Genomic DNA, 21999 nt, shown 5'->3' with positions numbered 1-21999 from the left:
ACTCAAATTACTTAAATGGGTGCCGGGGTTCCCCCGGCTCCTTTCTACTAGCCGTAACAACCGTGTTAATGGCCATGCTGTAAAGGCAACCAGCGGGATTCTCGGTAACAGTAAAGTCCCCAGATAACAAAGACGACTTCGATAGCAAAAAGCACTAAATTGCGCTGGTCAAAACCACTGATAAATAACATTCCGTAGAGGCGCCCAAGAGCGAAGCCGATATAGGCGATAGACATCGCAGCGTAAGCAACCCTGCGGTGCGGGCGCATAGCCAAGGCCACCAGTAGAATCACCGCGATGGCCAACATAAACCCGCCATAAGTGGCCATAAACTCGGGCATGGCTTCGGGGGTATCAAATGAAAAATCCACTTCATTCGCAAGGCTCTGCGGTTTAAACAGGGCCCAGAGGCCAATAGAAGCAAAAACCAATAGATTGAGTGTCAAATAGACTCTTCCCAAATATTTCAATCGATTCTCCCCTCTAATTTCTGTTACTCACCCCTATACAAGGGGAACACCGCTTTGGAGTACTGTCACAGTATATATGAGCCACACCCCGCCATACGCCGGAACAATTCACCAATTTGGTACAAAGCGATGGATTTATCAATATTTTCTTACTGGCAAACTGAGAATGTCTTTCCATAATTAGAATCCACAGCGCAACTCCGACCCAATCCAAAATAAGGGCCGCGCTTTTGAATACCACTACCTTCCTCAAGTCATTGGCGAAAGAGCCCCTGCTGTATTTTATTGCGATCGCCCTAATCCTATTGGGATTGGGAGAAATCCTGGAGCCGCCTGCACAAGAGATTGTTATCAGCGAGGGGCGCGTCGAACATCTACGTTCGGTTTTTGAGCGCAAGTGGCACAGGCACCCCACTGATAGCGAGCTGGAGCAACTTATTGAGAATTACCTAAGAGAGGAAATACTTTACAGGGAAGCGCTTGCCTTGGGATTAGCCGAGAACGACACAGTAATCCGCCGCCGCCTGCGAATGAAAATGGAACTTACGGCGCGTAATTTCGCTGACACTCAAGACCCAGGCGATCGAGTATTGGAGAAATTCCTTCAAGGCCAGGCCGATAAATACCAGCTTCCCCCCACCCTATCTTTCCAACAACGATTTTTCTCAGTGGATCTGGCCTCATCAGATTCACGTGATTTTAACGACTTACTCATGCAGCTAAACAGCGGTCAGGCTTCGCCAATGATTGGAGACTCAACCCTACTGCCAGCTGCTTTTATCGACACTTCAGAGCCACGAATAGACAGGCAATTTGGGCTGGGATTTTCCGCTCAATTGTCCAAGTTGCCTATAGGCAAGTGGAGTGGTCCAGTCCGCTCGACCTTCGGCGATCACCTGGTCCTCCTTGAGGAAATCAAGTCCACCCAGCTACCGGCATTGGCTGAAATACGCAGCCGCGTACTAAATGATTGGCAATCCCAGGCGCAAAAGAAGATTCTGCAGGAGCAGTATCTCCAATACCGTAAAAACTACGAGGTCACTGTCCACAAGCCGGATAACTTCTCAGCCGAGGTTGCCGTCAAGTGATGCACATCCGGCCACTCCTGTTCATTCTGCTCCTCAGCTTTACCCCAATACTATCTGCCCACGAACTGCGCCCGGCTTACCTGGGCATAACTCAAGTTGATGCACAATTATTTAAAGTACTTTGGCGATTGCCCGCACAAGGCGATCTTCGCCTAGCTCTGAATGTCCATTTGGACCAAGCTGCCTCCCCCCTAAGCCAACCCAGAGCGCAAATAAGTAAGGGCTACTACACAGAGCACTGGACCATCCATCACCCCAGGGAGCTACAACAGCTATCTATTCATATCGATGGCCTACAGAGCACAATGACCGATGCGCTAGTGTGGCTCTCCTGGCTAGATGGGCGCGAGCAAGTTATCCGACTGACACCGGACCAGCCAGAATGGACCCTTGACCAACCCACCAGCGAGTTCCAAATCGCTCAAACTTACTTTGTGCTGGGCGTTGAACATATTCTTCTCGGTGTCGATCACTTGCTGTTCGTTTTGGCCCTGATCTTACTCAAACAAAGCCTTCGCCAGCTGATCGGCACTATCACTGCTTTCACTATCGCCCACAGTATTACCTTGGCAGCTGCCGTACTGGGCTATATCCATCTGCCATCAGCGCCAGTGGAGGCGATTATCGCCCTCAGTATTTTACTGGCAGCCAGAGAGGCTGTACGCCAGAGGCATGGTGTTTTCAGTTTGACCAGTCGCTACCCATGGGCAGTTGCCTTTGCTTTTGGACTTTTACACGGTTTGGGTTTTGCCGGTGTACTGGGGGAAATTGGGCTTCCCCAGGGGGCTATTCCCCAGGCATTACTGACTTTTAATCTCGGTGTGGAAGTGGGGCAATTAGTATTTATCACTGCTGTTCTTACAGCAATCAACTTGTATCAAAAGCTCCTTAAACTCTGGCCAGGGTATGCCATTCGGAACCGCGAACAATACTCTTTCGGGGAGGGTGGAGGTATCGGAATACCAGTCGCTACGGTGGTCGCGTATACGCTGGGGGGCATTGCCTGCTACTGGGTGATTGAGCGCATCCTGCTTATTGTTTTCCCATAACAGAGAACATTAACCGGCGCCCTGCAAATCACGGGCACCGGTTAATTTAAGGCTCAGTCCTGAAACAAGAGTTCCAGTGGGTAGCCGGTAAAAGGCTTGGTTTTCTCAATCACCAAATGAGAAGTCATACGGGAAATCGCCGCCTCTTCATTGGCCAACAACTGCTCTGAGACTCGATTAAAATCTGCCGCGTCCGGGCAGACGAAATGCAGCATATAGTCGAACTCACCAGACATCTTCACACAGGAAACAATCTGTGGAATATCGCTAATAATGCGGCGAAAGTTCTCACTGGTACGGGCATCCTGCCGCTTAAGCGCAACGTTTACATAAAACTCTGCATGCCGAACTTTATCCAGGTTTATCTCGGCAAAGAACTCGCGGATATAGCGCTCACTGGTCAGGCGTTTAACCCGGGCCAGGCAGGCACTTTCCGATAATCCAATTTTTTCACTCAAATTCAGGTTACTTGTACGTGCGTTTGATTGCAGGGCCTGCAAAATACGCAAATTATGCCGGTCAATTTTCACGGAGCTATTTTCTTTTGAATCTGAAAGGGGGCAAGGATAGCGGTATTCGCCGGTGGCATAAACATTACAGCCACCGGCATGGGAAACTTGTCATCACTTCAAAGGCGAATTTGGCGACAACCAGCCTCCCGGCAAAGGCCTAACCGGCCTGGCGGTTACCACTGGTGACGAACTGTTCAATGCGATCCAAGGCCCGCGACAACTCGGCCTCATCAGCCGCCAGGGTGAGGCGAACATGATTCACTGAACTGCTACCAAAGGGCGCGCCAGGCAGTACCGAGACCCGCTCAGCATCCAAAAGAGCTTCAGCGAAGGTTTGCCCGGAGCTGGATACCTTGGAGACATCCACCATTACAAACATCCCAGCCTCAGGGCTGTAGCAACTCAAGCCTGGTATCTGGCCAATCCTCTCAACAATCAGGTCTCGACGCTGCTGATAGGCATCCCGCATCTGCTTGACGAAGTAGCTATCAAACTCCAGGGCAAAGGCTGCAGCCTCCTGGATGAACTGAGGGCATCCAAAAATTGTCGCCCCTGCAAAAGCAATCAAACGATCTACCAGGGGACCACGAGCCACTGCCCACCCCAGGCGCCAGCCACTCATGGCGTGGGATTTGGACAAGCCATCAACCACAACAATATTATCCAGCGACTCCGCTGCCGTACGCAGAGAGGTGTGGCGGCGGGCAAAGGTGATCATTGAATAAACTTCATCACACACCAGCCAAATATTGCGCTCGCGGCAGTATGCCGCCAACTCGCGCAATTGTTCAGGGGTAGCCATCGCGCCAGTCGGGTTTACCGGCGTATTGATCATAACGACCTTGGTCTGCTCACTGATGGAGGCCTTGATAGCATCAACATCAAAAGCGAAATTGGTCTCCGCCGGGCAAGTCACTCGCTTTACGGAGAGGCGCAAGGCATCACAAATGGGGACATAGCCGATATACATCGGCTCGGGAATTACTATCTCCTCACCGGGGTTTAGCAGGCAGGCAAGTACTGCGTAGATAGCGTTGGTTCCACCGGGGAAAACAACAACATCATCCGGATTACAGGGGTGGGGAGAGACCTTGCTCTCGATATCCGCGATAGCCCTGCGCAACATTGGCTCCCCGGCCGCAGGGGAATAGTGGGTGCGCCCCACTCCCAGGCGAGCGCGGGCAAAGTCGAGGATCGGCTCGGGGGTGTCAAAGTTGGGATCACCTACACAGAGAAAGATGACATCCTCCCCTTTATTGGCGAGATCGTGAGCCCGGTCACTCACAGCCCAAACATTGGCGTCCTCACCATTCAAAGCCTCACTTTGCAAGCTGAACCTGGGGGTAAAATTTGTCACGTTTTTCACTATTTAGCAGCCATTTATAGGGGCTAAGGTAACAACCATCTGGGTAATCGGTGCCGCTATATGACCGTCAATTTCGCATTAGAGGGAGCTTTTCTCAGGTATTCCCGCAGATAATGCGGGGGCCAGTGTGTTCGCGCGGATCGCGACTAGAAATAGATTTTTAGTCTCAGTTACTCAGGTCGATCCTGGCGCCCCAGAGAGAGCGAGTAATGAGTAAAACTTAAGCAAGGTATCACCCCATCCCACTGCAATTGAATACTATTAACCGGAGCCAGGAAAATCCCAGGGCTATGGACAAAGCTTCATTACGATATTCTTTTTTGACATCCCGTCCGCGCCCCATACCCCCTTTCACCTGGCTCGCAGCAATCTCCCTCAAGTTTTCGCTGTATTTAGATTAACTTTAATCTTCAAAGATGGAGGGCAAGCTCCAATCCCGGTATAGGTGCAAAGCTGGCCCCTTAGCGCCTCTGGATATACTTAATGTTAACCAGCTTTGGGCTTCGGAGACTATCTATTACGGCTTGATTGCGTGTTATCGTTAACACCTGAAAACCAATAAGTAAATATAAATCATGGATAAGATGAAACAATTACTAACCTAACTTTTGCTCTCCTGTTCACTTACGGCAATCGGCACTGAAATTTCTCAGTAAAGGAAGTTGAAGCTTATTAAATCTATCGAAAAAAAGATTGCCTCCAACTATGTCTTGCAAGAAAACCTGGAAGCGATTCACTCTTCATTAGATAAAATAGCAATCCCTATCGCCAAGGCAGTCAATCCGATCACCAAAACTAACTGGGAGGGGACTGGTGTAAAACCAGATATCGAGACATCTCGGGAGAAAGCACTTTCAACAGCCTATAGACTCGCTTTACAAGAGGCCAAAATCTCTACTGCACACCCGGAACATTTAAAAGAAATCCAGCAAAAGCTACAAGATCTCGTTAGCCTTTAAATTACCTCACCCTCCTTACAATAAGTATTCAGTCTATTAAATCAGGAGGGAGGCCTAGTCATTAGCCTCCCTTCCCAAATTAATTTAATATCTTACAAACAAAAAACGGCGTTTAAAAATTTTGAAGAACAGTCATTCACATTAAAATTCTAATGTAAACCTCATCTTATTCGTATTATGAGGCAAGTCAGATGTTTCAGTTTACCCAAATTCGTAGACATATCCCTGAGGATCTTGAGGACAGCTTTGCTCGACTCCCTCCAGATGAATATTTAAAATCCCAATATTCATATCGTTATCGAACATATTGCTCAGGATTATATCGTGGCAACTCAATCGAATGGAACTCTAGTACCATTTTCATGCAAAGTAAAACGATTAACAAATACCTCGGGGATATAGAGCGTCACTACCCCGCACTGGAACCAAGTGCTAAAATATTTTCGCAGAGCATTGTAAGGCACCTAGTATCCAGCCAATATATACCGGCAAACGAGTATCAGGTCGGATGCCACCAGATAAGAGTTCGTGCTACAGATGAATTCAACGCTTATCCCACCCCTGAAGGTTTTCACCAAGATGGGTTTGACTATGTAGCGATTAATTGTATTAATAGGAATAATGTCAATGGAGGCGAGTCATTCATCAGCAGCTTGGATGAAAATGAAATTATATTTCATGGCACACTAACCCCAGGAAAAGCTTTAGTTTTGAACGACAGGTCACTCAAACACTACGTAAGCCCCATCACCCCTCTTTTTCCAGGGGAGGCTGTTAGAGATGTTGTGGTAATTACATTACACAGCAATACAATCAATATATAAAAATATGAAGTTTACCCAATCTAGATCACAGGGAATTATTTTTAGATCCAAAAGACTGGCCATCCAAATCAGTCTACCTTTATCTCTATACCTAACACTAGCTTATATATTTAAAGCCCCCCAAGAAACGGAAGTCCTAGAAATATATCTAGTAGGATTATGCTTAATCCCAGTGCTGACCACACTCTGGCTATTAATATTTAACTCAGGAAAAGGAAAGGTAGACGAGTATAGCCTTGAGTTCACGAATAGTCACATCATCTATAGATCACTCTATGGCAATATAATCATTCCAATGTCAGATAAACTTTCAATTAAAACACACGGCAAACCACCTAACTCCATTTCCATAACAGGACACAACCACTCAGCCCATGTTGATTTAAACCTATTTTCATTACAACAGAGAAAGGAAATTCTTAAACAATGTCATTTTCTAAAAAATAACTGTCAAGATTAACCTTAGATACCACCACCTTCACTGTCTAGAGCCATAACTGCATAAACTCATTAAGGCTCACACTTCTCAATTACAAGAAGTTGATTTTTATCATACAATCTGGAGTTAGCTCTCAGATGGTTAGCATACCCTATCAATTCACCTAGAGCATTAACAAAAACCCTTTTGACTTTTAGATTTACATTTTTATAGTCATCAACAGATTGGAAAGCCCCACTTTCAAAATCAACAAAAGCTCTCTTTAAGTCTGAACTTGAAATACTCTGGGCCATTCGTACCCCTGAGAGAGTTACAATATAGGTACCTTCATCATACTGGCCAATATATAGGGAGCTACATTTAATGGCCCCATTCTCGATATCGTAAAACCCCTCCTCCATATCTAAAAACTGTTTGTAATCACCAAGAATTAGTTTAACCTCATTACAAATATTGTATTCTATTAGAGGCAATAAATCTAATTCATTCTTATCAACCCCTTGTGCAACAAGCCCATACTCAATTACTGAGCAAAACTTCGCAGCCTCTTCTTTATGGATTAAAGACAGTTCCCCATCATTCCCCACTTGAATAGAAAAGGAGAAACTAAACTGATTTAGAAAATCCACTTTCGACAGGAAATGGGAGTTTCCTTGAAACGAGGTTAACCAGGTACCAAATGCATTAGGATACTCAACCAAGTAGATACCCGGTTCCACTTCTGCCAAATCAAGTATATAGCTACTATCGATTGGCTGCCGCTCTGAAGGAGAGCCTGACTTCATTTTAAATACGTCTTTTCTTCGTATTTCAAATTTTTGTGAAAACACTCAAACAAAATCTCTTATTAACTTAATATCCACATCAAGATGCTTGCAGGACCATATAGTAAACCACCAGATAGCGTAGACATTTACCCGTGGCAACCAATAACAAAAACCAAACCAAGCGAATTCTTAGAATACCAGCCATTACAGTAAGGGGGTCACCAATAATAGGCACCCAGGAAAAAAACAGGGAGAATACCCCATATTTTTTAAATCGCTGTTCAGCCTTTACAAACTCCTCTTCAGACATTCTCAACCATTTCTTGATCACGCCCAAACTGGCCCAATAGCCTAATGCATAATTGAGAAGAGAGCCCGCTACATTCCCAGTAGTGGCGACTATTATCAGGGCCCAAGGGGGGAGCCCCTGGAGCAATAGACCAGTCATTACAATTTCTGAGCTTAGCGGCAGAATGGTCGCTGCCAGGAATGCTGATACGAAAAGCCCCAAAAATCCAAACTCAAGAAAGTACCCCATAATGACGACTCACGCCCAGCTAAACTCGGCATTCCTTCTATCTATATTTATAATTGCGCCACTATAATCGAAAAAGGCGGACTTCCCAATAAACCCCTTCATCAATGAGGGCGATACTAGCCACAAGCCTCTACTTTTTTATTCACCCTTGTTAACGCGTTTTAGAATTCATAACCTTACCAAGACTAACTTAGCCCCAAGTACAGATCCTCTCACTTGAAGAAGGAATCAATGTCCACCCCATAATTCTCCAGCCACCTTCCAGTTTTGCTAGCGACAAGATATTGCAGGCAGCTTTCCTATGTCTTTCTTTTGATTTGGATCGCTGAAAAACGACAAGTGATGTTGCGGAGCCATCCTCTGAAACATAAATCTTCTCTATGTACAAGCCGGAAAATGGATATACCCCAAGATCCATAGTTTTACGCAGCTGAGTGATCATTACGGGAATTAAATCTGGATGATTAGATAACCCCGGCTGTTCACCGATAAAAAATAACGGGGATTGAGCAAAGTATTTCTTCAAGCTACTTGGCGGAGATGAGCTATTAAATGTGCGGTAAAAATTTTTTATAAGGTCAGAAACTTCACTGCGAGAGTTTGCATACATTTCAGATGAAAAGACAATAAATACGACAACCAACAGCATCTTAGCAGTTTTCATGGTTACCGCTTCCTATTTTGAGGAGTTTCTGAGTAACTCTGCAATTAGAGGGGACTGACTAAAGGTTGAAGTATAGTTATGCTATTAATTCGCATGGACTAAAGAAGGAAATCTGACAATCGCCAGACGGAGTTATCCTATGCCAGAGGTAATAGTGGAGAGAAGCATTTACTGCCCTTATTGTGGTGAAATCATAAAAATACTGGTTGATTCATCCGTTTTGCCTCAACAGTATACTGAGGACTGCCAAGTTTGCTGTAGACCTATCATTTTCTCCGTGGAACTCGATTTAAATGGCGAGTTATCTGTTGCGGCTCATACTGAGGATGAAGCGCTCTGAGTCGCATTGCCGCTCCCAAATTCACTTCAAGTTGGCAAAAACCTCAATGGCCCGCTTCCGTCCAGCCCCCACGTCGCAAATCACTTGTGGATAACCCTGAGTGGGCGGAGGGTCGTGTATGGCTTTATCACTCAGACCTTTCAACTCCGGTACATATTTGCGGATAAAATCTCCATTGGGATCAAAACGTTGCGACTGGCTATAAGGGTTAAATACACGGAAGTAGGGTGCGGCGTCAGTGCCAGTGGAGGCAGTCCACTGCCAGCCCCCGTTGTTGGAGGCAAAGTCAGCATCGATCAGGTGTTGCATAAAATAACGCTCACCCCAGCGCCAATCTATCAGCATGTTTTTGCTGAGAAATGAAGCTACTATCATACGCAACCGATTATGCATCCAGGCAGTCTTATTCAACTGCCGCATCGCAGCATCGACTATCGGAACCCCAGTCTCACCCAAAGTCCAACGCTCAAACTGACCCTTGTTGTAGGACCAGGGGATTTGGTCTGTCTCCTGCTTGAATGGTTTCCCCTTACTCAGACGGGGAAAGTCCACCAGCAAATGGGTATAAAACTCCCGCCAGATTAATTCGCTAATCCAACAGGCCGCCCCATCATCACCACCCAGCCAAAGCCCCTCGTTCATACTCAGTGCCATGGCTATACATTGGCGAATTGAAACAGCACCACTATTTAGGTAAGGAGACAAGCAGGAGGTGCTATCAAGTGCAGGAAAATCTCTTTCTTCCTGATAAGCAGAAATCTTTCCACTGAATTTTTTTAGCTGTTTTTGTGCTGCCTTTTCCCCTGCCTGCCAACCTTTAATATGGCCCGCATCGCCAATCCTATTTATCGAATATGTCGACAGTTGCGTTGGAATTTTTTGGTTAAGTTTCTGCCCGTCAGATAAGGAAATCCACTTTGGCCAATGTGCCCCATTTTCTGGGGAAGGAATTTTCCGGGGCTTGGGTAAGACTTTTATTTCACTATCGGCACACAATTGGATCAGTGCTCGCTTGAAGGGGGTAAAAACTTTGTAAGGTTCGCCTCCGCCAGTCCTTACTGCCCCCGGTGGAAGTAGAGTACGATCACTGTAGTATTGAACTTGAACACCGTCTTTTGTCAGTAAATCTTTTACTGCATTATCACGGCGCAGCTCATTGAGAGGATATTCAGCATTCGCATAGAGCGCATTGATATTCAGGCGCTCAGCTATTTGCTGCAAAACCCCTGGAACCTGTACAAAAAAAGGAACTTCAACGAAGTACAGCGGGATATTGCGCCCTTCTAATTCAGCCTTTAACTCCCGCAAGCAAGCAATGCGAAAGGCCACCAAGGAATCACCTTCATCCTGGCTCTGCCAGGTATCTGGACAGGCGATAAAGATAGCCGCTAACTGCTGACACTGCAGACTGGCCTGGTAAAGCGCTGAATTATCATTAAGGCGCAAGTCGCTGCGCAGCCACACCAGGCCGCGCTGAAAAGTCACTGGGCGGCTCATACTTTTAAAGACTCCCGCAGTTGCACGACCACACTTTCCGCATTTCCGGCAAGTATCTTTGTTAAAGAAAGTTGATTTAGCTCCGCCAATGCCAAGCCTTGCATGTCAATAAAATCACCCGCCAGCCACAGGGGAGCCTCCATACTACGAGCGGCATCGGGTAACTCTCGCCCAAGGATATTTCTTGGGAGTGCTTTGTGGCTGTAACAAACCACTCCCTGAGCACCAAACTCTCTTACTGTGGTTCCAAGCCCAGATAGCCAAGCCGGATACGCCAGGGTGACGACCTCTATCCCTGCTGCAATAAGTGCAGCGATAAACATCTGTATAAATGCCTGTTGGTCCTGACCGGTAACTTCCAATAGGAGAAGGCGGGGTTTCGCCACGGACTTTTCTTTGTACAGGTTTTTTCTGGCAATGCCATTAGCCAGTAATAACTGCTCTTGTAACAGGGGCCAAAAAAATAACTGCGCTCTCTGGCTTTCAGGTAAGCGAGATCGCTCGAGTCGCACATGGAGAGGTTTTAGCCAATACTCCAATAGCAAAGCTGCGGGGAATGAAGCAAGCCATTGATCGATACAGCGACGCAACTGAGGTTCGGCGTATTCCCGAATAAGGCAGGCAGCCTCATCCTGCATCGCCTGCCAACTGCTCTTCTCATCGCCAGCCTCCGTTGACTCCCCACTTTTGCTCTGCTCTCGCGCTAATAGATCACGCACCTGGCCGATAGAAACACCCCGGGCGAGGCACTGCAGAACCCTTTCGATTTGCAGGACTTCCTCTTCACTATATAAACGATGTCCTTTGCTGGTGCGCATGGGTTTTAATAAACCGTAGCGACGCTCCCAAGCCCTCAGGGTCACCGCCTGTACTCCGGTCCTTCGGGCTATTTCGCGGATTGGAAAGTAATTTTTTTCTGCAACTTCTGATTCGGCCATAACAATCATTATCGAAATTCACACAAACCCAACTCTGCCGGCTCGGCAGCGAGTAAGACCTGACTGTGGATAAAGTGGTGTGGGCTTCTCGGCAAGTAATGACGGAGCATAGTGAGCACCGCCGAAATCGGTTTATGCCCCTGCCGGTACTCCTCGATAAGCTGAGCCAACTCTGCTCGTTCTTCCCTGCTCAGGTAGCCTTTTAAATGCCCCTGGCTATGCATTAAGGCATTGGTGCGATCTTTACGCGATGCGTGCTGGGAGAGAATCTCCATCATCCGCCCCCTGATTTCATAGGCAAACTTTTCGGGGGTTACCGCACGTGAATTAGAGACAAATTGGCCCAGGGCTCGGGTCATTGGCTGGCTATGAGCCAGCAACAGGTATTTATAGGCAGTATAAAATTCAATCACCTTGGCCGGCCGTGGGTCGGGCGAAACGTAGCGATGCCAGGCATCATAAGCAAACACGCGGGTTAAGAAGTTCTCACGAATGTCACTGGCATTCAGGCGCCCCACTTCCTCCATGGGCAGGTGAGGAAAGTTCTCACGCAAGCGCGCGGCAAACAATCCGGCTGAGTGCGCCAGTACACCGCGACCATCTTCCTTGTAGTGGGGTGTAGTACGCACGCCACAGCTGGGAGATTTTTGCATCAGGATAAAACCGCGCAACTGCTCCACTTCAGGCCCTATCTCATCGGCGTAGGCTTCAAGGTCTTCCGTCACATCAATATTGGTGTCATCGCGCCCGACGGCGCGCAGGCGATCACTGACAATCAAATGAATAGGCGGGCGCGGCACTCCGAGACCTATTGCTACTTCTGGGCAGTACGCCTGCAGATCAAAGCAATTTCCCAGGAGCTGGGTGCAGACTTTACTGTGCTTGTGGCTACCGTTAAACCGCACAGGGTCGCCCACAGCACAGCGGCTAATACCGACGGGGATCTTATCTGGCAAGAATTGGATATTCATAGTCACGAGGTGCGCAAGTGATGACCTATCCTTGTTATAGCCCGCCAGTAAAACTTATACAAGAGATCTCTTTGTATAAGTTTTTAAAGGGGGCTAGCGCGAGGGCCCCGGCTTGCGCAAATACAAACCAAAGCTACAATGCAAAGCCGCGTTCATTCCGAGATTTAGCGCTGTGCGCACTATTATCGCCAGTCCCCGGTCTGCGATGCGGCCCATACCTCCCGGAAAGTACGGATTAGCTCATGATTCCAGCATTGCGCGAAGTCGACGAGGTTCAGGCGCTCTATTTGCAGTTCTTGCAGGAACTGAAGGACGCAGGTTTCCGTGGCGATACCACCCCCAGTTATGCCAGCCGCACGGTCCTGGCTACCGATAATTCGATATACCAGGTCCTCCCCCAGGCCGTTGTTTATCCCCGCGACAGTCGCGACCTGCAGCTGCTCGCCGAGCTGGCTGACAGGGAGGAGTTTCACTCGGTAGTGCTATCCCCCCGTGGCGGTGGTACCGGTACAAACGGCCAGTCCCTGACCGATGGACTGGTTGTGGATATCTCCCGCCATATGAACCAGATCCTCGAAATCAATGTTGAGAAGCGCTGGGTCCGGGTACAGGCCGGAGTGGTCAAAGATCAACTGAATGCAGCACTCAAACCCCACGGCCTCTTTTTTGCTCCGGAGCTTTCCACCAGTAACCGGGCCACCATTGGCGGCATGATCAATACCGATGCCTCAGGCCAGGGTTCATGTGTCTACGGCAAAACCCGCGATCACGTGCTGGAGTTACACACCGTATTATTGGGCGGTGAGATTTGGCACTCGGCCCCGATCGACGATGAGGAGCTGGCACAAGTCAGTGTCGGGGATAAACGCTCTGCACAGGTTCACCAAGTCTGTGATTCTATCGCGCGTACAAAAGCAGAGTTAATCACAGCAAAGTTTCCCAAGCTCAACCGCTGCCTCACCGGCTACGACCTGGCTCATATTCGCGACGATAAAGGCTTTAACCTCAATAGTGTTCTCTGTGGCTCAGAGGGAACCCTGGGTTTTATCGCCGAGGCAAAACTCAACCTGTTGCCAATTCCCAAATGTGTCGCCCTAGTCAATTTAAAGTACGACCATTTTCAAGAGGCGCTACGCGACGCCAAAGACCTGATGCTGGCCGGTCCCATGTCTATCGAGACAGTGGACAGCAAAGTGTTGCAGCTGGCGATGGAAGATATCGTCTGGCACAGCGTCAGTGAATTTTTCCCAGCGGACGATCGCCCGGTCAAGGGCATTAATTTAGTCGAGTACGCCGCCGATAGCGAAGAGGAATTGGAGCAGGCACTAGCCCAATTTACTGCTCATATTGATGAAGCTATTGGCCAGGCAAGTAAAAGTTTCGGTTATTCCATTGCCCGTGGCCACGCCGAGGTCAATCGAATCTGGGCCATGCGCAAACGGGCCGTGGGCTTACTGGGAAATGCCCAGGGAGAAAAACGCCCAATTCCCTTTGTCGAGGACACGGCAGTACCACCGGAAAACCTGGCGGATTTTATCGCTGAGTTCCGAACGGTATTGGATGAGGCCAATCTCGACTACGGTATGTTTGGCCATGTCGATGCGGGCGTGCTGCACGTGCGTCCGGCAATTGATATGAAAGACCCCCGGCAAGCCGCACAAATTCGTCCGATCACCGATCAGGTGGTCGCCCTCACTCAGAAATATAAGGGCCTTTTGTGGGGGGAGCATGGGAAAGGTGTCAGGTCTGAATACGCACCGGAATTTTTTGGCGAGCTCTACCCTGAGCTGCAAAAAATCAAAGCCGCCTTCGATCCTCGCAACCAACTCAATCCAGGGAAAATAGCTACCCCCAGTGATGACAGCCAGCTGCTGAAAATTGACGAGGTATCCACCCGAGGCGAGCGGGACCGGCAAATTCCCGCCCAGGTCTGGGAGGGCTATGAGGAAGGTGTGCACTGCAACGGCAATGGTGCTTGCTTTAACTGGAACCCCGACGATGCCATGTGCCCTTCCTACAAGGCCACTCGCAACCGTATTCACTCTCCCAAGGGGCGCGCCTCTTTAATGCGCGAATGGCTGCGATTGCTCAGCGAAAAAAATGTTGATGCGGTCTCCAGTGCCCAGCGCCTGCGGGAACGCTCCTTTTTTGTCGGACTCCCCAAGCGCATTATCAATTCCCTGGCAAAAACCCGTGGCGAGTACGATTTCAATCACGAAGTTAACGAGGCAATGCAAGGCTGCCTGGCCTGTAAATCCTGTGTGGGGCAGTGCCCGATAAAAGTGGATGTGCCGGAGTTTCGCAGCAAATTCCTTGAACTCTACTACAGCCGCTATTTGCGTCCGCTAAAAGATTACGCCGTCGGTGGGCTGGAATTCCTGATGCCACACCTGGCCAAGCTACCTCAGTTATACAACTGGCCACTAAAACTCAAGCCAGTTTCCTTCCTGATGGAGCGCCTGTTCGGCATGGTGGACAGCCCACTGTTATCGGAAAAAACCTTGAAAGCGACTATGGCGGAGCTGGGTGTGCCTGTCGCCAGTGCCGCCTGCCTGGAGTCCTTGGGCCCGGCACAGCGCAGTCGCGCAGTGGTGATAGTGCAGGATGCTTTTACCAGTTACTTTGATGCCCAAGTGGTTGCCGACATCGTGCGCTTGCTAAAGCAGCTCGATTTTGTCCCCATGCTGGCGCCCTACCGCGCCAACGGCAAACCCCTACATGTGCACGGTTTCCTGCGCCAGTTCCAGAGGGTCGCTGAATTAAACAGCCAGATGCTTAACGACCTCGCCGCCAGCGGTATTCCCCTTGTGGGCATCGACCCCTCAATGACCCTGACTTATCGCTCCGAGTATAAAAAGCTGATGGGCGATGAGGCACCCAAGGTCCACTTGTTACAGGAATGGCTGGCTTCGCAGCGGGAGCACCTGGAACAACAGCGCCACCGCATAGCGCCCGCCAACTTCCAGCTTCTGCCCCATTGCAGTGAACAAACCAATGCCACCGCCTCGGTGAAAGACTGGCAAAATGTTTTCACTGCCCTGGGCCTGGAACTCGCTACCGAGAGCCTCGGCTGCTGCGGTATGGCCGGTACCTATGGCCACGAAGCAGATCACAAAGAGACCTCACGAGTCATTTTCCAGCAATCCTGGGCGCCCCGATTGAACAGTGGCGAAAACCAGTTGGCCACCGGCTATTCCTGTCGTTGCCAGGCCAGTCGCTTTGCAGGCGTATCCTTGCGCCATCCGCTACAGGGGCTACTGGCACAACTGGATAAATAGGCATTTACTGACGTAAGAGGCCCATATCTCCGGGTCTCTTACCGTCCACCCAAAGTAGCCTGCGGGAAGTGCCTATGCACAAACATCTCTCAAACCTGCTCATGCTGTTTTATGCACTGCTTGGCATCGCCGTATTGCTAGCAGCAATATCCATAAGCTCAAACTCCGGGAAACAACAATTAGGGCACCATCTATCCCAAGCCCAACACTCCCTGGCATTGGTTACTGAGGCTGAAACCTACGCCCGCACGGGCAACTACGCCGACGCACTGCCACTTTACGAAAAGGCCATCTCCTCACTGTCCGACTATCCGGATCAACAACAGGCCCTGCGCTACCGCTACGGCATTGTGCTCAATGCATTTAGCGCCCAAGCGCGACCTGACCTCTACCCCCTTGCCCGCGCACAGTTCGAATCGGTCCTCAATTACCTGGATAAGGGCGCGGTGCTACCGCAGTCCACCGCGAGAGTGCGGTCAGCCATGGCACACACTTACCATCAGCAAGCAGCAACAGAGAAGGAGCACACTCAGCGAGCTCATCTTTTACGGTCGGCTTACCTTCTATATAAGAGTGCAATCCAAGGCCTGCGCGAACAGGCGGAATGGCAGAACCTTGCCATCACCTATTTCAACCTGGGGCAAGTCTGTGAATGGCAGGGCAATCTGGAGGAAGCCATCATCTGGTTGGAAAAAACGGTGAAGCTGGACATGCAGCACAAGCTGCCGGACCTCCAGGAAGACAGTGACTACTTATCCGCATTGCGCAGCCAGGTGGAACCGATACTGGAAAACCCCGAAACCGCGCTGTAAGTACTGGGGATTCCCTGCACTTTTTAATGTGACGCACCGGTTTTTCCGCTAAAACCTGCTGTTTTTTGTCATATCAGCAATATATGGAGAATAAGTCACAAATAATTTATAAGGAATTTTTTACTGTTCCAGTCATGCTAAGCAATGCCCTCCACCACTCCTAGCACGACTCTTTAGAATGACATCGCTGTCACGCAATTTTTCTCTTTTGAAACCATTTACCAAGGAGCTGGGTTCTATCCGGCCATTTCCTCCTGTACAAAATATATACAGTGCAATTTTATTGTTCTTTATATCTTAAAATTAATCCATTTTTTTATTTTCTGTAAATAACCCGCCAATTCATACGGCTTTTTCTCGCTTTGCAGGAAAAAGTTGATACCTCAGGAATCGCCGGTAATATAGCCAGCGTTGATTAAATATTGATCAACGATTTCCAAACAAACTTGGAAATTTCACAAGCAGCCCTTGGCTTGTGACCATTTATGACCTGGAGGTAATGGGACATGATGAAACAGACTCTGCGAAATACTGCCTTTTTTATTGCTGCCTTGCTCGCTATCGGTGTAAGCGTTAATGCCTCAGCAGCACTTAAGAAAACCATGATTGTTGACGCAACTGCTTACAACTCTGTACCCGGACAAACTGACAGTGATCCCTGGGTAGCAGCTTGGAACAACCGCCTGCGCCCCGGTGACAAAATTATCGCCGTATCCCGTGACCTGGAAAAACACGGTCTGACTAACGGCGCCAAAGTTAAAATTGAAGGTCTGCCTGGCACCTATACCGTGCGCGACCGTATGAACAAGCGTTTTACTAACCGAATCGATGTTTGGATGGAGAAAGACATTAAGAAAGCCCGCGCCTGGGGCAAGAAAAAACTGAAGATTGTTTTTGAACCCGTAAAGTAATTAGACCTAATTTCAACAGAGCTTGTGACCCCGCCCTCCAGCGGGGTTTTTTTATTGTTAAAAGAATTTATATCTAATCCACCAAAAAGCAATCAGGGTTCCATCTCCATTAAAAACCCTTCTAGCTCTGTACAATTTGAATTTCCGATATAAAACAGGCTCGGCTGCTGGTTCTCGGTATAGCGATGTTTTAATCCATCCTCGCCAATTAATATTAAGTATTCTGATTTTACCCAGCGCTCACCCTCCCTGTATTCCGTTAGCCATAAAAGCGATGGCTGCCCCTCGTGACAGAGCCCATAAAACATGCGGGTTTTTTCCACCAGTTTCTTGGTCATGTAATCTAGATAGCGGCCGGGATAGGTATAGCGATCAGCCTCAATACCAATTTTCTCTGGGTTTATCCCCATATCGGCGCGGCCAACTCTCTGTATATAAATTGCCAGGTTCTCGTCGCAATCGAGACAATGGCGCCCGGCAACGATGGCATAGCCACTCAATTCGGAGATAAGTCGGGCTTCTTTCAGGTCAGTGGTGAGCAGCTGTCGATTGGAAAGGCGGATGCTCTCTGCGGATACCAGTGGACTTAATATAGTCACCAGCAGAATAAGGTAGCGCAGGTTCATGGGGAGGGTAACCGCAGGTTAGGTAGTACCGCCGGAGACCTGGATTCCACCATTGTCTCGCGGCGGCACTGTGATTGGGTGTGCTGTTACACAGTCGCGATTCCCTTCTCACATTAACCATAGCAGTTTGAACAGATGTCAGCCGACTTTTGCCACAACTCCCGCTGGGAATTGCCAGTCAGCCGATTCATTCTGCAGAGGGCTTACCAGCTGCCATCGGCTTCCTGAACTGGCCCAACAAAGGTAGCGATCCCCTCCTCTTTAAGAGCATCGAGCGCTTCATCCAGCGCTTCCCGCTCAGTCTCAAACGCGTCTTCCCAAACGGTTGAGTTGTTGTGTTCATCGACGATTTCAAGCAGCCAGCCGCCCTCACCATCTTCATAAATATCGATCTGGACGGAAACCTCGCCCTCCCGATAGATCTGGCTCAACTCCGACTCTTTCGGTGCAAACTCTTCGCCCATGGGATTCGCCTCGCTGTGACCTTGAAATTTCGGCCAGAACTTTGACAACTTGCGGCCCGACGGTCAACTACAAATCCCTTTTCTTGCAGATGCGGACCGCCTGCTTACTGTACGACAAGCTCCTTTTTTTGCGATAAAATGCGCGGCGATTTTTTCTGCTCCGGATTTGCGATCCGGCCCGCAACTGAGGAAGTACCATGAACCAATTTGTTGTCTGTGCACTGTATAAGTTCGTTACCCTTGAGAACTTTGAAACGCTTCGCACCCCACTGCTGGATGTGATGCAGGAAAACAGTGTTCGCGGCACCCTGCTGTTGGCCCAAGAGGGCATCAATGGCACCGTAGCCGGCTCCCGCGAAGGTATCGACGCGGTATTAGCCCATCTGAAGTCAGACGAGCGCCTCACCGACCTGGACTACAAAGAGTCCATCACCCAGGCAATGCCCTTCCTGCGCAGCAAAGTGAAGCTAAAGAAGGAAATTGTCACCATGGGTGTAGAGGGCATTGATCCACTGCGCACCGTCGGGACCTATGTTAAACCCAAAGACTGGAATGCCCTGATCAGCGACCCAGAGGTTGTTGTCGTGGACACCCGCAATGACTATGAATTCCAGGTCGGTACTTTCAAGAATTCCATCAACCCGGAAACTGAGACTTTCCGCGAGTTCCCGAAGTATGTAAAAGAGAATATGGACCCGGCCAAGCACAAGAAGGTCGCCATGTTCTGCACCGGCGGTATCCGCTGCGAGAAGTCCACAGCCTATATGAAAGAGCAGGGCTTTGAAGAGGTATATCACCTCCACGGCGGTATTTTGAAATACCTGGAAGAAGTCCCAGCAGAAGAATCCCTGTGGGAAGGCGAGTGCTTTGTTTTCGATGAGCGGGTGACAGTCAACCACAACCTGGAACGCGGCAAATACGATCAATGCAATGCATGCCGCATGCCCATCACTGAGGAAGACCAGCAATCTCCCCTGTTCGAGCAGGGCGTAAGCTGCCCGCACTGCCACGACAAGGTACCGGAAGCTGACCGAGCCCGTTTCCGCGAGCGCGAAAAGCAAATTCAACTGGCCAAACAGCGCGGTGAAGTACACATTGGCCAGGACGCCCGCGCGCAAACCGTCTCCCGCCGCGAGCAAAAGAGAGAGGAGCGTCGCCGCCAGGCTGAAGCCCAACAGGCGCGCAGCCAGCAGGCCTAACTCCTCCCCTAGAGAGCAAGAGGCTGAGGTACGACCTTTATCTGGGCTAGCCAGGCCTCTGCCTCGGCCTCCACAACGAACTCCCTCGAACTGAGCCTGCACAGGCAGGAGCCATGGCTGGGCAGCGGACAGGTCCAGCGCCCTCGCGGATGTAACACCGCGATAAATGCCCGTCGCAGTACAGGGTTCTCAGCAATAAAGTGAATAAACTTCTGGTGCTCCTCCAGTGTGGTTTTGCTGCGCGCATAACGCAGGTCGAGTAGTACACGTAGGGGTTTTCGGTGGCGATACTTTTCCACCAGTAGTGCAATGGCTTCTATTTTGTCCTTATACCCCACCGGACCAAAAAAAAGCACACGCGCTATTCCACCCGCCGGCCGATAGCTAATATGAAAATTCATTGATAACAGCACCCGTGCGCTTGTCTTTTTTATTTTTATCGACTACAGCTTCCGCAATGCCTCTTTTTATTGTCTTACCTGTATTGAAAACGCGAAATAAGGCAGACTTTTTTCTCGTACACTCCTGATATTTACTTCTACCTCAACGGCAACCCAACATCCGTATAAAGGGTTTGACGTTTGTCGGCGAAAATACTGCACCTGTAAACCCGTTTTAATACCCTCAGCCCCAACTACATTTAATAAGCGACAAAAAACCTGCAAATACTGCCACCTAAAAATCATAAGCGGTCTATATCGCAAAAAAATATCGGCTTTATGATTTTTAAAGCAATAAGTAACTAGTACGATCAAAATACCCCTGTTTTTTACCAGGTAATTCTGTGAAATATTTTGAAACTTCTAATTTACCCAGGGCGCGACAGAAGTGGGCTATCGCTAAAAGGAAATCTGTACCATAAAACAAGGAACAAACTAGTACGGCTTACTTCAATGAGGGACACCGGGCTGCATCAATATAGAAATATTGGAGCCCGGTAAAAACAGAAAAACAAAGAAAATTATTTCTTTGTGATCAATATCGCGAATGGGTTCAACTTATTTCGATTTCCGGCATATCGCTGTCATCACTGCTGTTTAACCAGATCTGGGCAGCAGCCTTGCGGGCAATTTCGCAATAAAAACCAGCAATTTCACTATCTGGATCGGAAATAACACTGGGTTGCCCGCTATCCACATCGGCGCGGATTTTCTGTGCCAGCGGAAGCTCTCCCAGTAAATGGGTATCGTACTCTGCAGCGATTCGCTCACCGCCACCGGTACCGAAAATTGGCTCGCTGTGACCACACTTGGAACAAGTATGCAGCGCCATATTTTCCACAATACCCAGCACAGGTACCGATACCTTGCGGAACATCTCCACGCCCTTAATGGCATCTTTTAGTGCCAGGTCTTGAGGGGTAGTTACAATTACCGCACCGGCCAATGTAGTTTTCTGTGCCAGCGTCAATTGAATATCCCCGGTACCCGGGGGCATATCCACAACCAGGTAATCAAGCCCATCCCGACTTTCCCCCCACAGGGTTTGACTGAGAATCTGGTTGAGCGCGCCGCTGGCCATAGGCCCGCGCCATACCGCTGGGGTCTCCTCGGTCATCAGGTACCCCAGAGACATTGTCTCTATTCCGTGAGCCTCTACCGGCACAAAGAATTTCTGTTCTTTCACATGCGGGCGCTGGTCTTCAGTTCCCAGCATGGTGGGCAGGCTCGGGCCGTAGATATCAGCATCCAACAAACCAACCCGGGCACCTTCCGCCGCCAGGGCCAGGGCCAGATTGACCGCAGTCGTGGACTTGCCAACCCCGCCTTTGCCCGACGCCACAGCAACAATGTTTTTTACCTTCGCCAGAGTTTCCGGCGCCCCGGAAGTCGGCGTAGCGGGAATATCGCTGAACAGCTCAAACTGTAACTTGGAGCCTTTGAGGGGCCCGGCTTTCAACAGCGGCTGACAGCTCTCCTCCACCCGCTGGAGCCAATCTGCCTCCTGGCTGGCACACGGATATCCCAGGGTAATCCCGGCGAAAACAGTTTCGTCCTCATACCCAACTTCAATTTCTGCGTCCAAATCATCCAGCGGCAAGCCACTGGCAGGATCATGCAACTGGCCGAGGCACTCCGCCAGTCGCTCCAGTTCAGCCTGAACTTCCTGTGACAGCTCGTCATGATCGTGATGATGATCGCTCACGGTATCTCCCTCTCAGCGCTTCTAGATTGGCTCGCATTGTGTCGGATGACGCGGCCTAACACCAGCCACAGCAGCCAAACAAGGATTCACATAAGCCAGCTTGATCCCTCCACGACATAGTGCAAATCTGCTATATTCCGCG

Annotated in this window: 22 protein-coding genes; 9 read left to right on the top strand and 13 right to left on the bottom strand. The window is 49.3% G+C overall.

Annotation, left to right across the window (positions count from 1 at the left end):
- Positions 1-65 precede the first annotated feature (65 nt).
- The gene (locus tag ACJJII_RS09805; RefSeq protein ID WP_282934243.1) at positions 66-470 is read right to left on the bottom strand and encodes a DUF4345 family protein; all 405 of its coding nucleotides are present in this window, start codon (positions 468-470) and stop codon (positions 66-68) included.
- Between the two features lie 230 nt (positions 471-700).
- On the opposite strand from ACJJII_RS09805, the gene ACJJII_RS09800 reads away from it, so the two are divergent.
- Together ACJJII_RS09800 and ACJJII_RS09795 are read left to right on the top strand one after the other, a co-directional pair.
- On the top strand, positions 701-1558 hold the full coding sequence (locus ACJJII_RS09800; RefSeq protein WP_444919000.1) for a peptidylprolyl isomerase: 858 nt from the start codon (positions 701-703) through the stop codon (positions 1556-1558).
- Positions 1558-2607 carry a HupE/UreJ family protein gene (locus ACJJII_RS09795; protein ID WP_413665842.1) on the top strand — a complete coding sequence of 350 codons (1050 nt, stop codon included), beginning with the start codon at positions 1558-1560 and terminating at the stop codon, positions 2605-2607. The genes ACJJII_RS09800 and ACJJII_RS09795 overlap by 1 nt, the downstream gene beginning before the upstream one ends.
- 53 nt (positions 2608-2660) lie before the next feature.
- On the opposite strand, the gene ACJJII_RS09790 is transcribed toward ACJJII_RS09795, so the two are convergent.
- Positions 2661-3137, bottom strand: coding sequence for an Lrp/AsnC family transcriptional regulator (locus tag ACJJII_RS09790; protein ID WP_108731811.1), 477 nt, complete (start codon positions 3135-3137; stop codon positions 2661-2663).
- A gap of 139 nt (positions 3138-3276) precedes the next feature.
- A complete protein-coding gene (locus ACJJII_RS09785) occupies positions 3277-4476 on the bottom strand; it encodes a pyridoxal phosphate-dependent aminotransferase (protein ID WP_413664405.1) in 1200 nt (399 codons plus the stop codon).
- Positions 4477-5147: 671 nt separating this feature from the next.
- Here ACJJII_RS09785 and ACJJII_RS09780 point away from each other — a divergent pair.
- Both ACJJII_RS09780 and ACJJII_RS09775 read left to right on the top strand, forming a co-directional pair.
- Complete coding sequence (locus ACJJII_RS09780; RefSeq protein WP_444918999.1) at positions 5148-5444, top strand: hypothetical protein; 297 nt, start codon at positions 5148-5150, stop codon at positions 5442-5444.
- Positions 5445-5635: 191 nt separating this feature from the next.
- Complete coding sequence (locus ACJJII_RS09775; protein ID WP_444918998.1) at positions 5636-6268, top strand: 2OG-Fe dioxygenase family protein; 633 nt, start codon at positions 5636-5638, stop codon at positions 6266-6268.
- 510 nt (positions 6269-6778) lie between these two features.
- On the opposite strand, the gene ACJJII_RS09770 is transcribed toward ACJJII_RS09775, so the two are convergent.
- From ACJJII_RS09770 to ACJJII_RS09760, 3 genes are all read right to left on the bottom strand, one after another.
- A complete protein-coding gene (locus tag ACJJII_RS09770) occupies positions 6779-7537 on the bottom strand; it encodes a hypothetical protein (RefSeq protein WP_444918997.1) in 759 nt (252 codons plus the stop codon).
- A gap of 34 nt (positions 7538-7571) precedes the next feature.
- Positions 7572-8012 carry a YqaA family protein gene (locus ACJJII_RS09765; protein WP_444918996.1) on the bottom strand — a complete coding sequence of 147 codons (441 nt, stop codon included), beginning with the start codon at positions 8010-8012 and terminating at the stop codon, positions 7572-7574.
- Between the two features lie 190 nt (positions 8013-8202).
- The gene (locus tag ACJJII_RS09760) at positions 8203-8676 is read right to left on the bottom strand and encodes a hypothetical protein (RefSeq protein WP_444918995.1); all 474 of its coding nucleotides are present in this window, start codon (positions 8674-8676) and stop codon (positions 8203-8205) included.
- Positions 8677-8815: 139 nt separating this feature from the next.
- Here ACJJII_RS09760 and ACJJII_RS09755 point away from each other — a divergent pair, with 139 nt between their 5' ends.
- Positions 8816-9016, top strand: a complete 201-nt coding sequence (locus ACJJII_RS09755) for a CPXCG motif-containing cysteine-rich protein (protein WP_444918994.1) — start codon at positions 8816-8818, stop codon at positions 9014-9016.
- A 21-nt stretch (positions 9017-9037) separates the two neighbouring features.
- On the opposite strand, the gene ACJJII_RS09750 is transcribed toward ACJJII_RS09755, so the two are convergent.
- Genes ACJJII_RS09750 through ACJJII_RS09740 form a run of 3 tightly spaced genes read right to left on the bottom strand, consistent with a single transcriptional unit; the run spans position 9038 to position 12422 of the window.
- Entirely contained in the window at positions 9038-10513 is a 1476-nt protein-coding gene (locus ACJJII_RS09750) for a cryptochrome/photolyase family protein (protein ID WP_444918993.1), read from the bottom strand.
- Positions 10510-11451: a MerR family transcriptional regulator gene (locus tag ACJJII_RS09745; RefSeq protein ID WP_444918992.1), complete on the bottom strand. Its 942-nt coding sequence runs from the start codon at positions 11449-11451 to the stop codon at positions 10510-10512. The genes ACJJII_RS09750 and ACJJII_RS09745 overlap by 4 nt, the downstream gene beginning before the upstream one ends.
- 8 nt (positions 11452-11459) lie before the next feature.
- Entirely contained in the window at positions 11460-12422 is a 963-nt protein-coding gene (locus ACJJII_RS09740) for a YbgA family protein (protein ID WP_444918991.1), read from the bottom strand.
- 242 nt (positions 12423-12664) lie between these two features.
- Between ACJJII_RS09740 and ydiJ the strand changes: the two genes are divergently transcribed.
- The 3 genes from ydiJ (at position 12665) to ACJJII_RS09725 (ending at position 17423) form a co-directional block, all read left to right on the top strand.
- The gene (gene ydiJ / locus ACJJII_RS09735) at positions 12665-15700 is read left to right on the top strand and encodes a D-2-hydroxyglutarate dehydrogenase YdiJ (RefSeq protein ID WP_444918990.1); all 3036 of its coding nucleotides are present in this window, start codon (positions 12665-12667) and stop codon (positions 15698-15700) included.
- A 74-nt stretch (positions 15701-15774) separates the two neighbouring features.
- Positions 15775-16512: a tetratricopeptide repeat protein gene (locus ACJJII_RS09730; RefSeq protein ID WP_444918989.1), complete on the top strand. Its 738-nt coding sequence runs from the start codon at positions 15775-15777 to the stop codon at positions 16510-16512.
- A 506-nt stretch (positions 16513-17018) separates the two neighbouring features.
- A complete protein-coding gene (locus ACJJII_RS09725; RefSeq protein ID WP_238152122.1) occupies positions 17019-17423 on the top strand; it encodes a 3D domain-containing protein in 405 nt (134 codons plus the stop codon).
- Between the two features lie 92 nt (positions 17424-17515).
- Here ACJJII_RS09725 and ACJJII_RS09720 read toward each other — a convergent pair whose 3' ends face one another.
- Together ACJJII_RS09720 and ACJJII_RS09715 are read right to left on the bottom strand one after the other, a co-directional pair.
- Positions 17516-18049, bottom strand: coding sequence for a hypothetical protein (locus ACJJII_RS09720; RefSeq protein ID WP_444918988.1), 534 nt, complete (start codon positions 18047-18049; stop codon positions 17516-17518).
- 203 nt (positions 18050-18252) lie between these two features.
- A complete protein-coding gene (locus ACJJII_RS09715) occupies positions 18253-18513 on the bottom strand; it encodes a hypothetical protein (RefSeq protein WP_108731798.1) in 261 nt (86 codons plus the stop codon).
- A 197-nt stretch (positions 18514-18710) separates the two neighbouring features.
- Here ACJJII_RS09715 and trhO point away from each other — a divergent pair, with 197 nt between their 5' ends.
- Positions 18711-19712: an oxygen-dependent tRNA uridine(34) hydroxylase TrhO gene (gene trhO / locus ACJJII_RS09710; RefSeq protein WP_444918987.1), complete on the top strand. Its 1002-nt coding sequence runs from the start codon at positions 18711-18713 to the stop codon at positions 19710-19712.
- Between the two features lie 8 nt (positions 19713-19720).
- Here trhO and ACJJII_RS09705 read toward each other — a convergent pair whose 3' ends face one another.
- Together ACJJII_RS09705 and apbC are read right to left on the bottom strand one after the other, a co-directional pair.
- A complete protein-coding gene (locus ACJJII_RS09705) occupies positions 19721-20113 on the bottom strand; it encodes a hypothetical protein (RefSeq protein ID WP_282934259.1) in 393 nt (130 codons plus the stop codon).
- Between the two features lie 592 nt (positions 20114-20705).
- Positions 20706-21857, bottom strand: coding sequence for an iron-sulfur cluster carrier protein ApbC (gene apbC / locus ACJJII_RS09700; protein WP_444914753.1), 1152 nt, complete (start codon positions 21855-21857; stop codon positions 20706-20708).
- Between the last annotated feature and the right edge of the window lie 142 nt (positions 21858-21999).

The sequence above is a fragment of the Microbulbifer maximicatervae (SeqCode) genome, from assembly GCF_052467825.1.
This window is presented reverse-complemented; position numbering and strand designations above follow the sequence as displayed.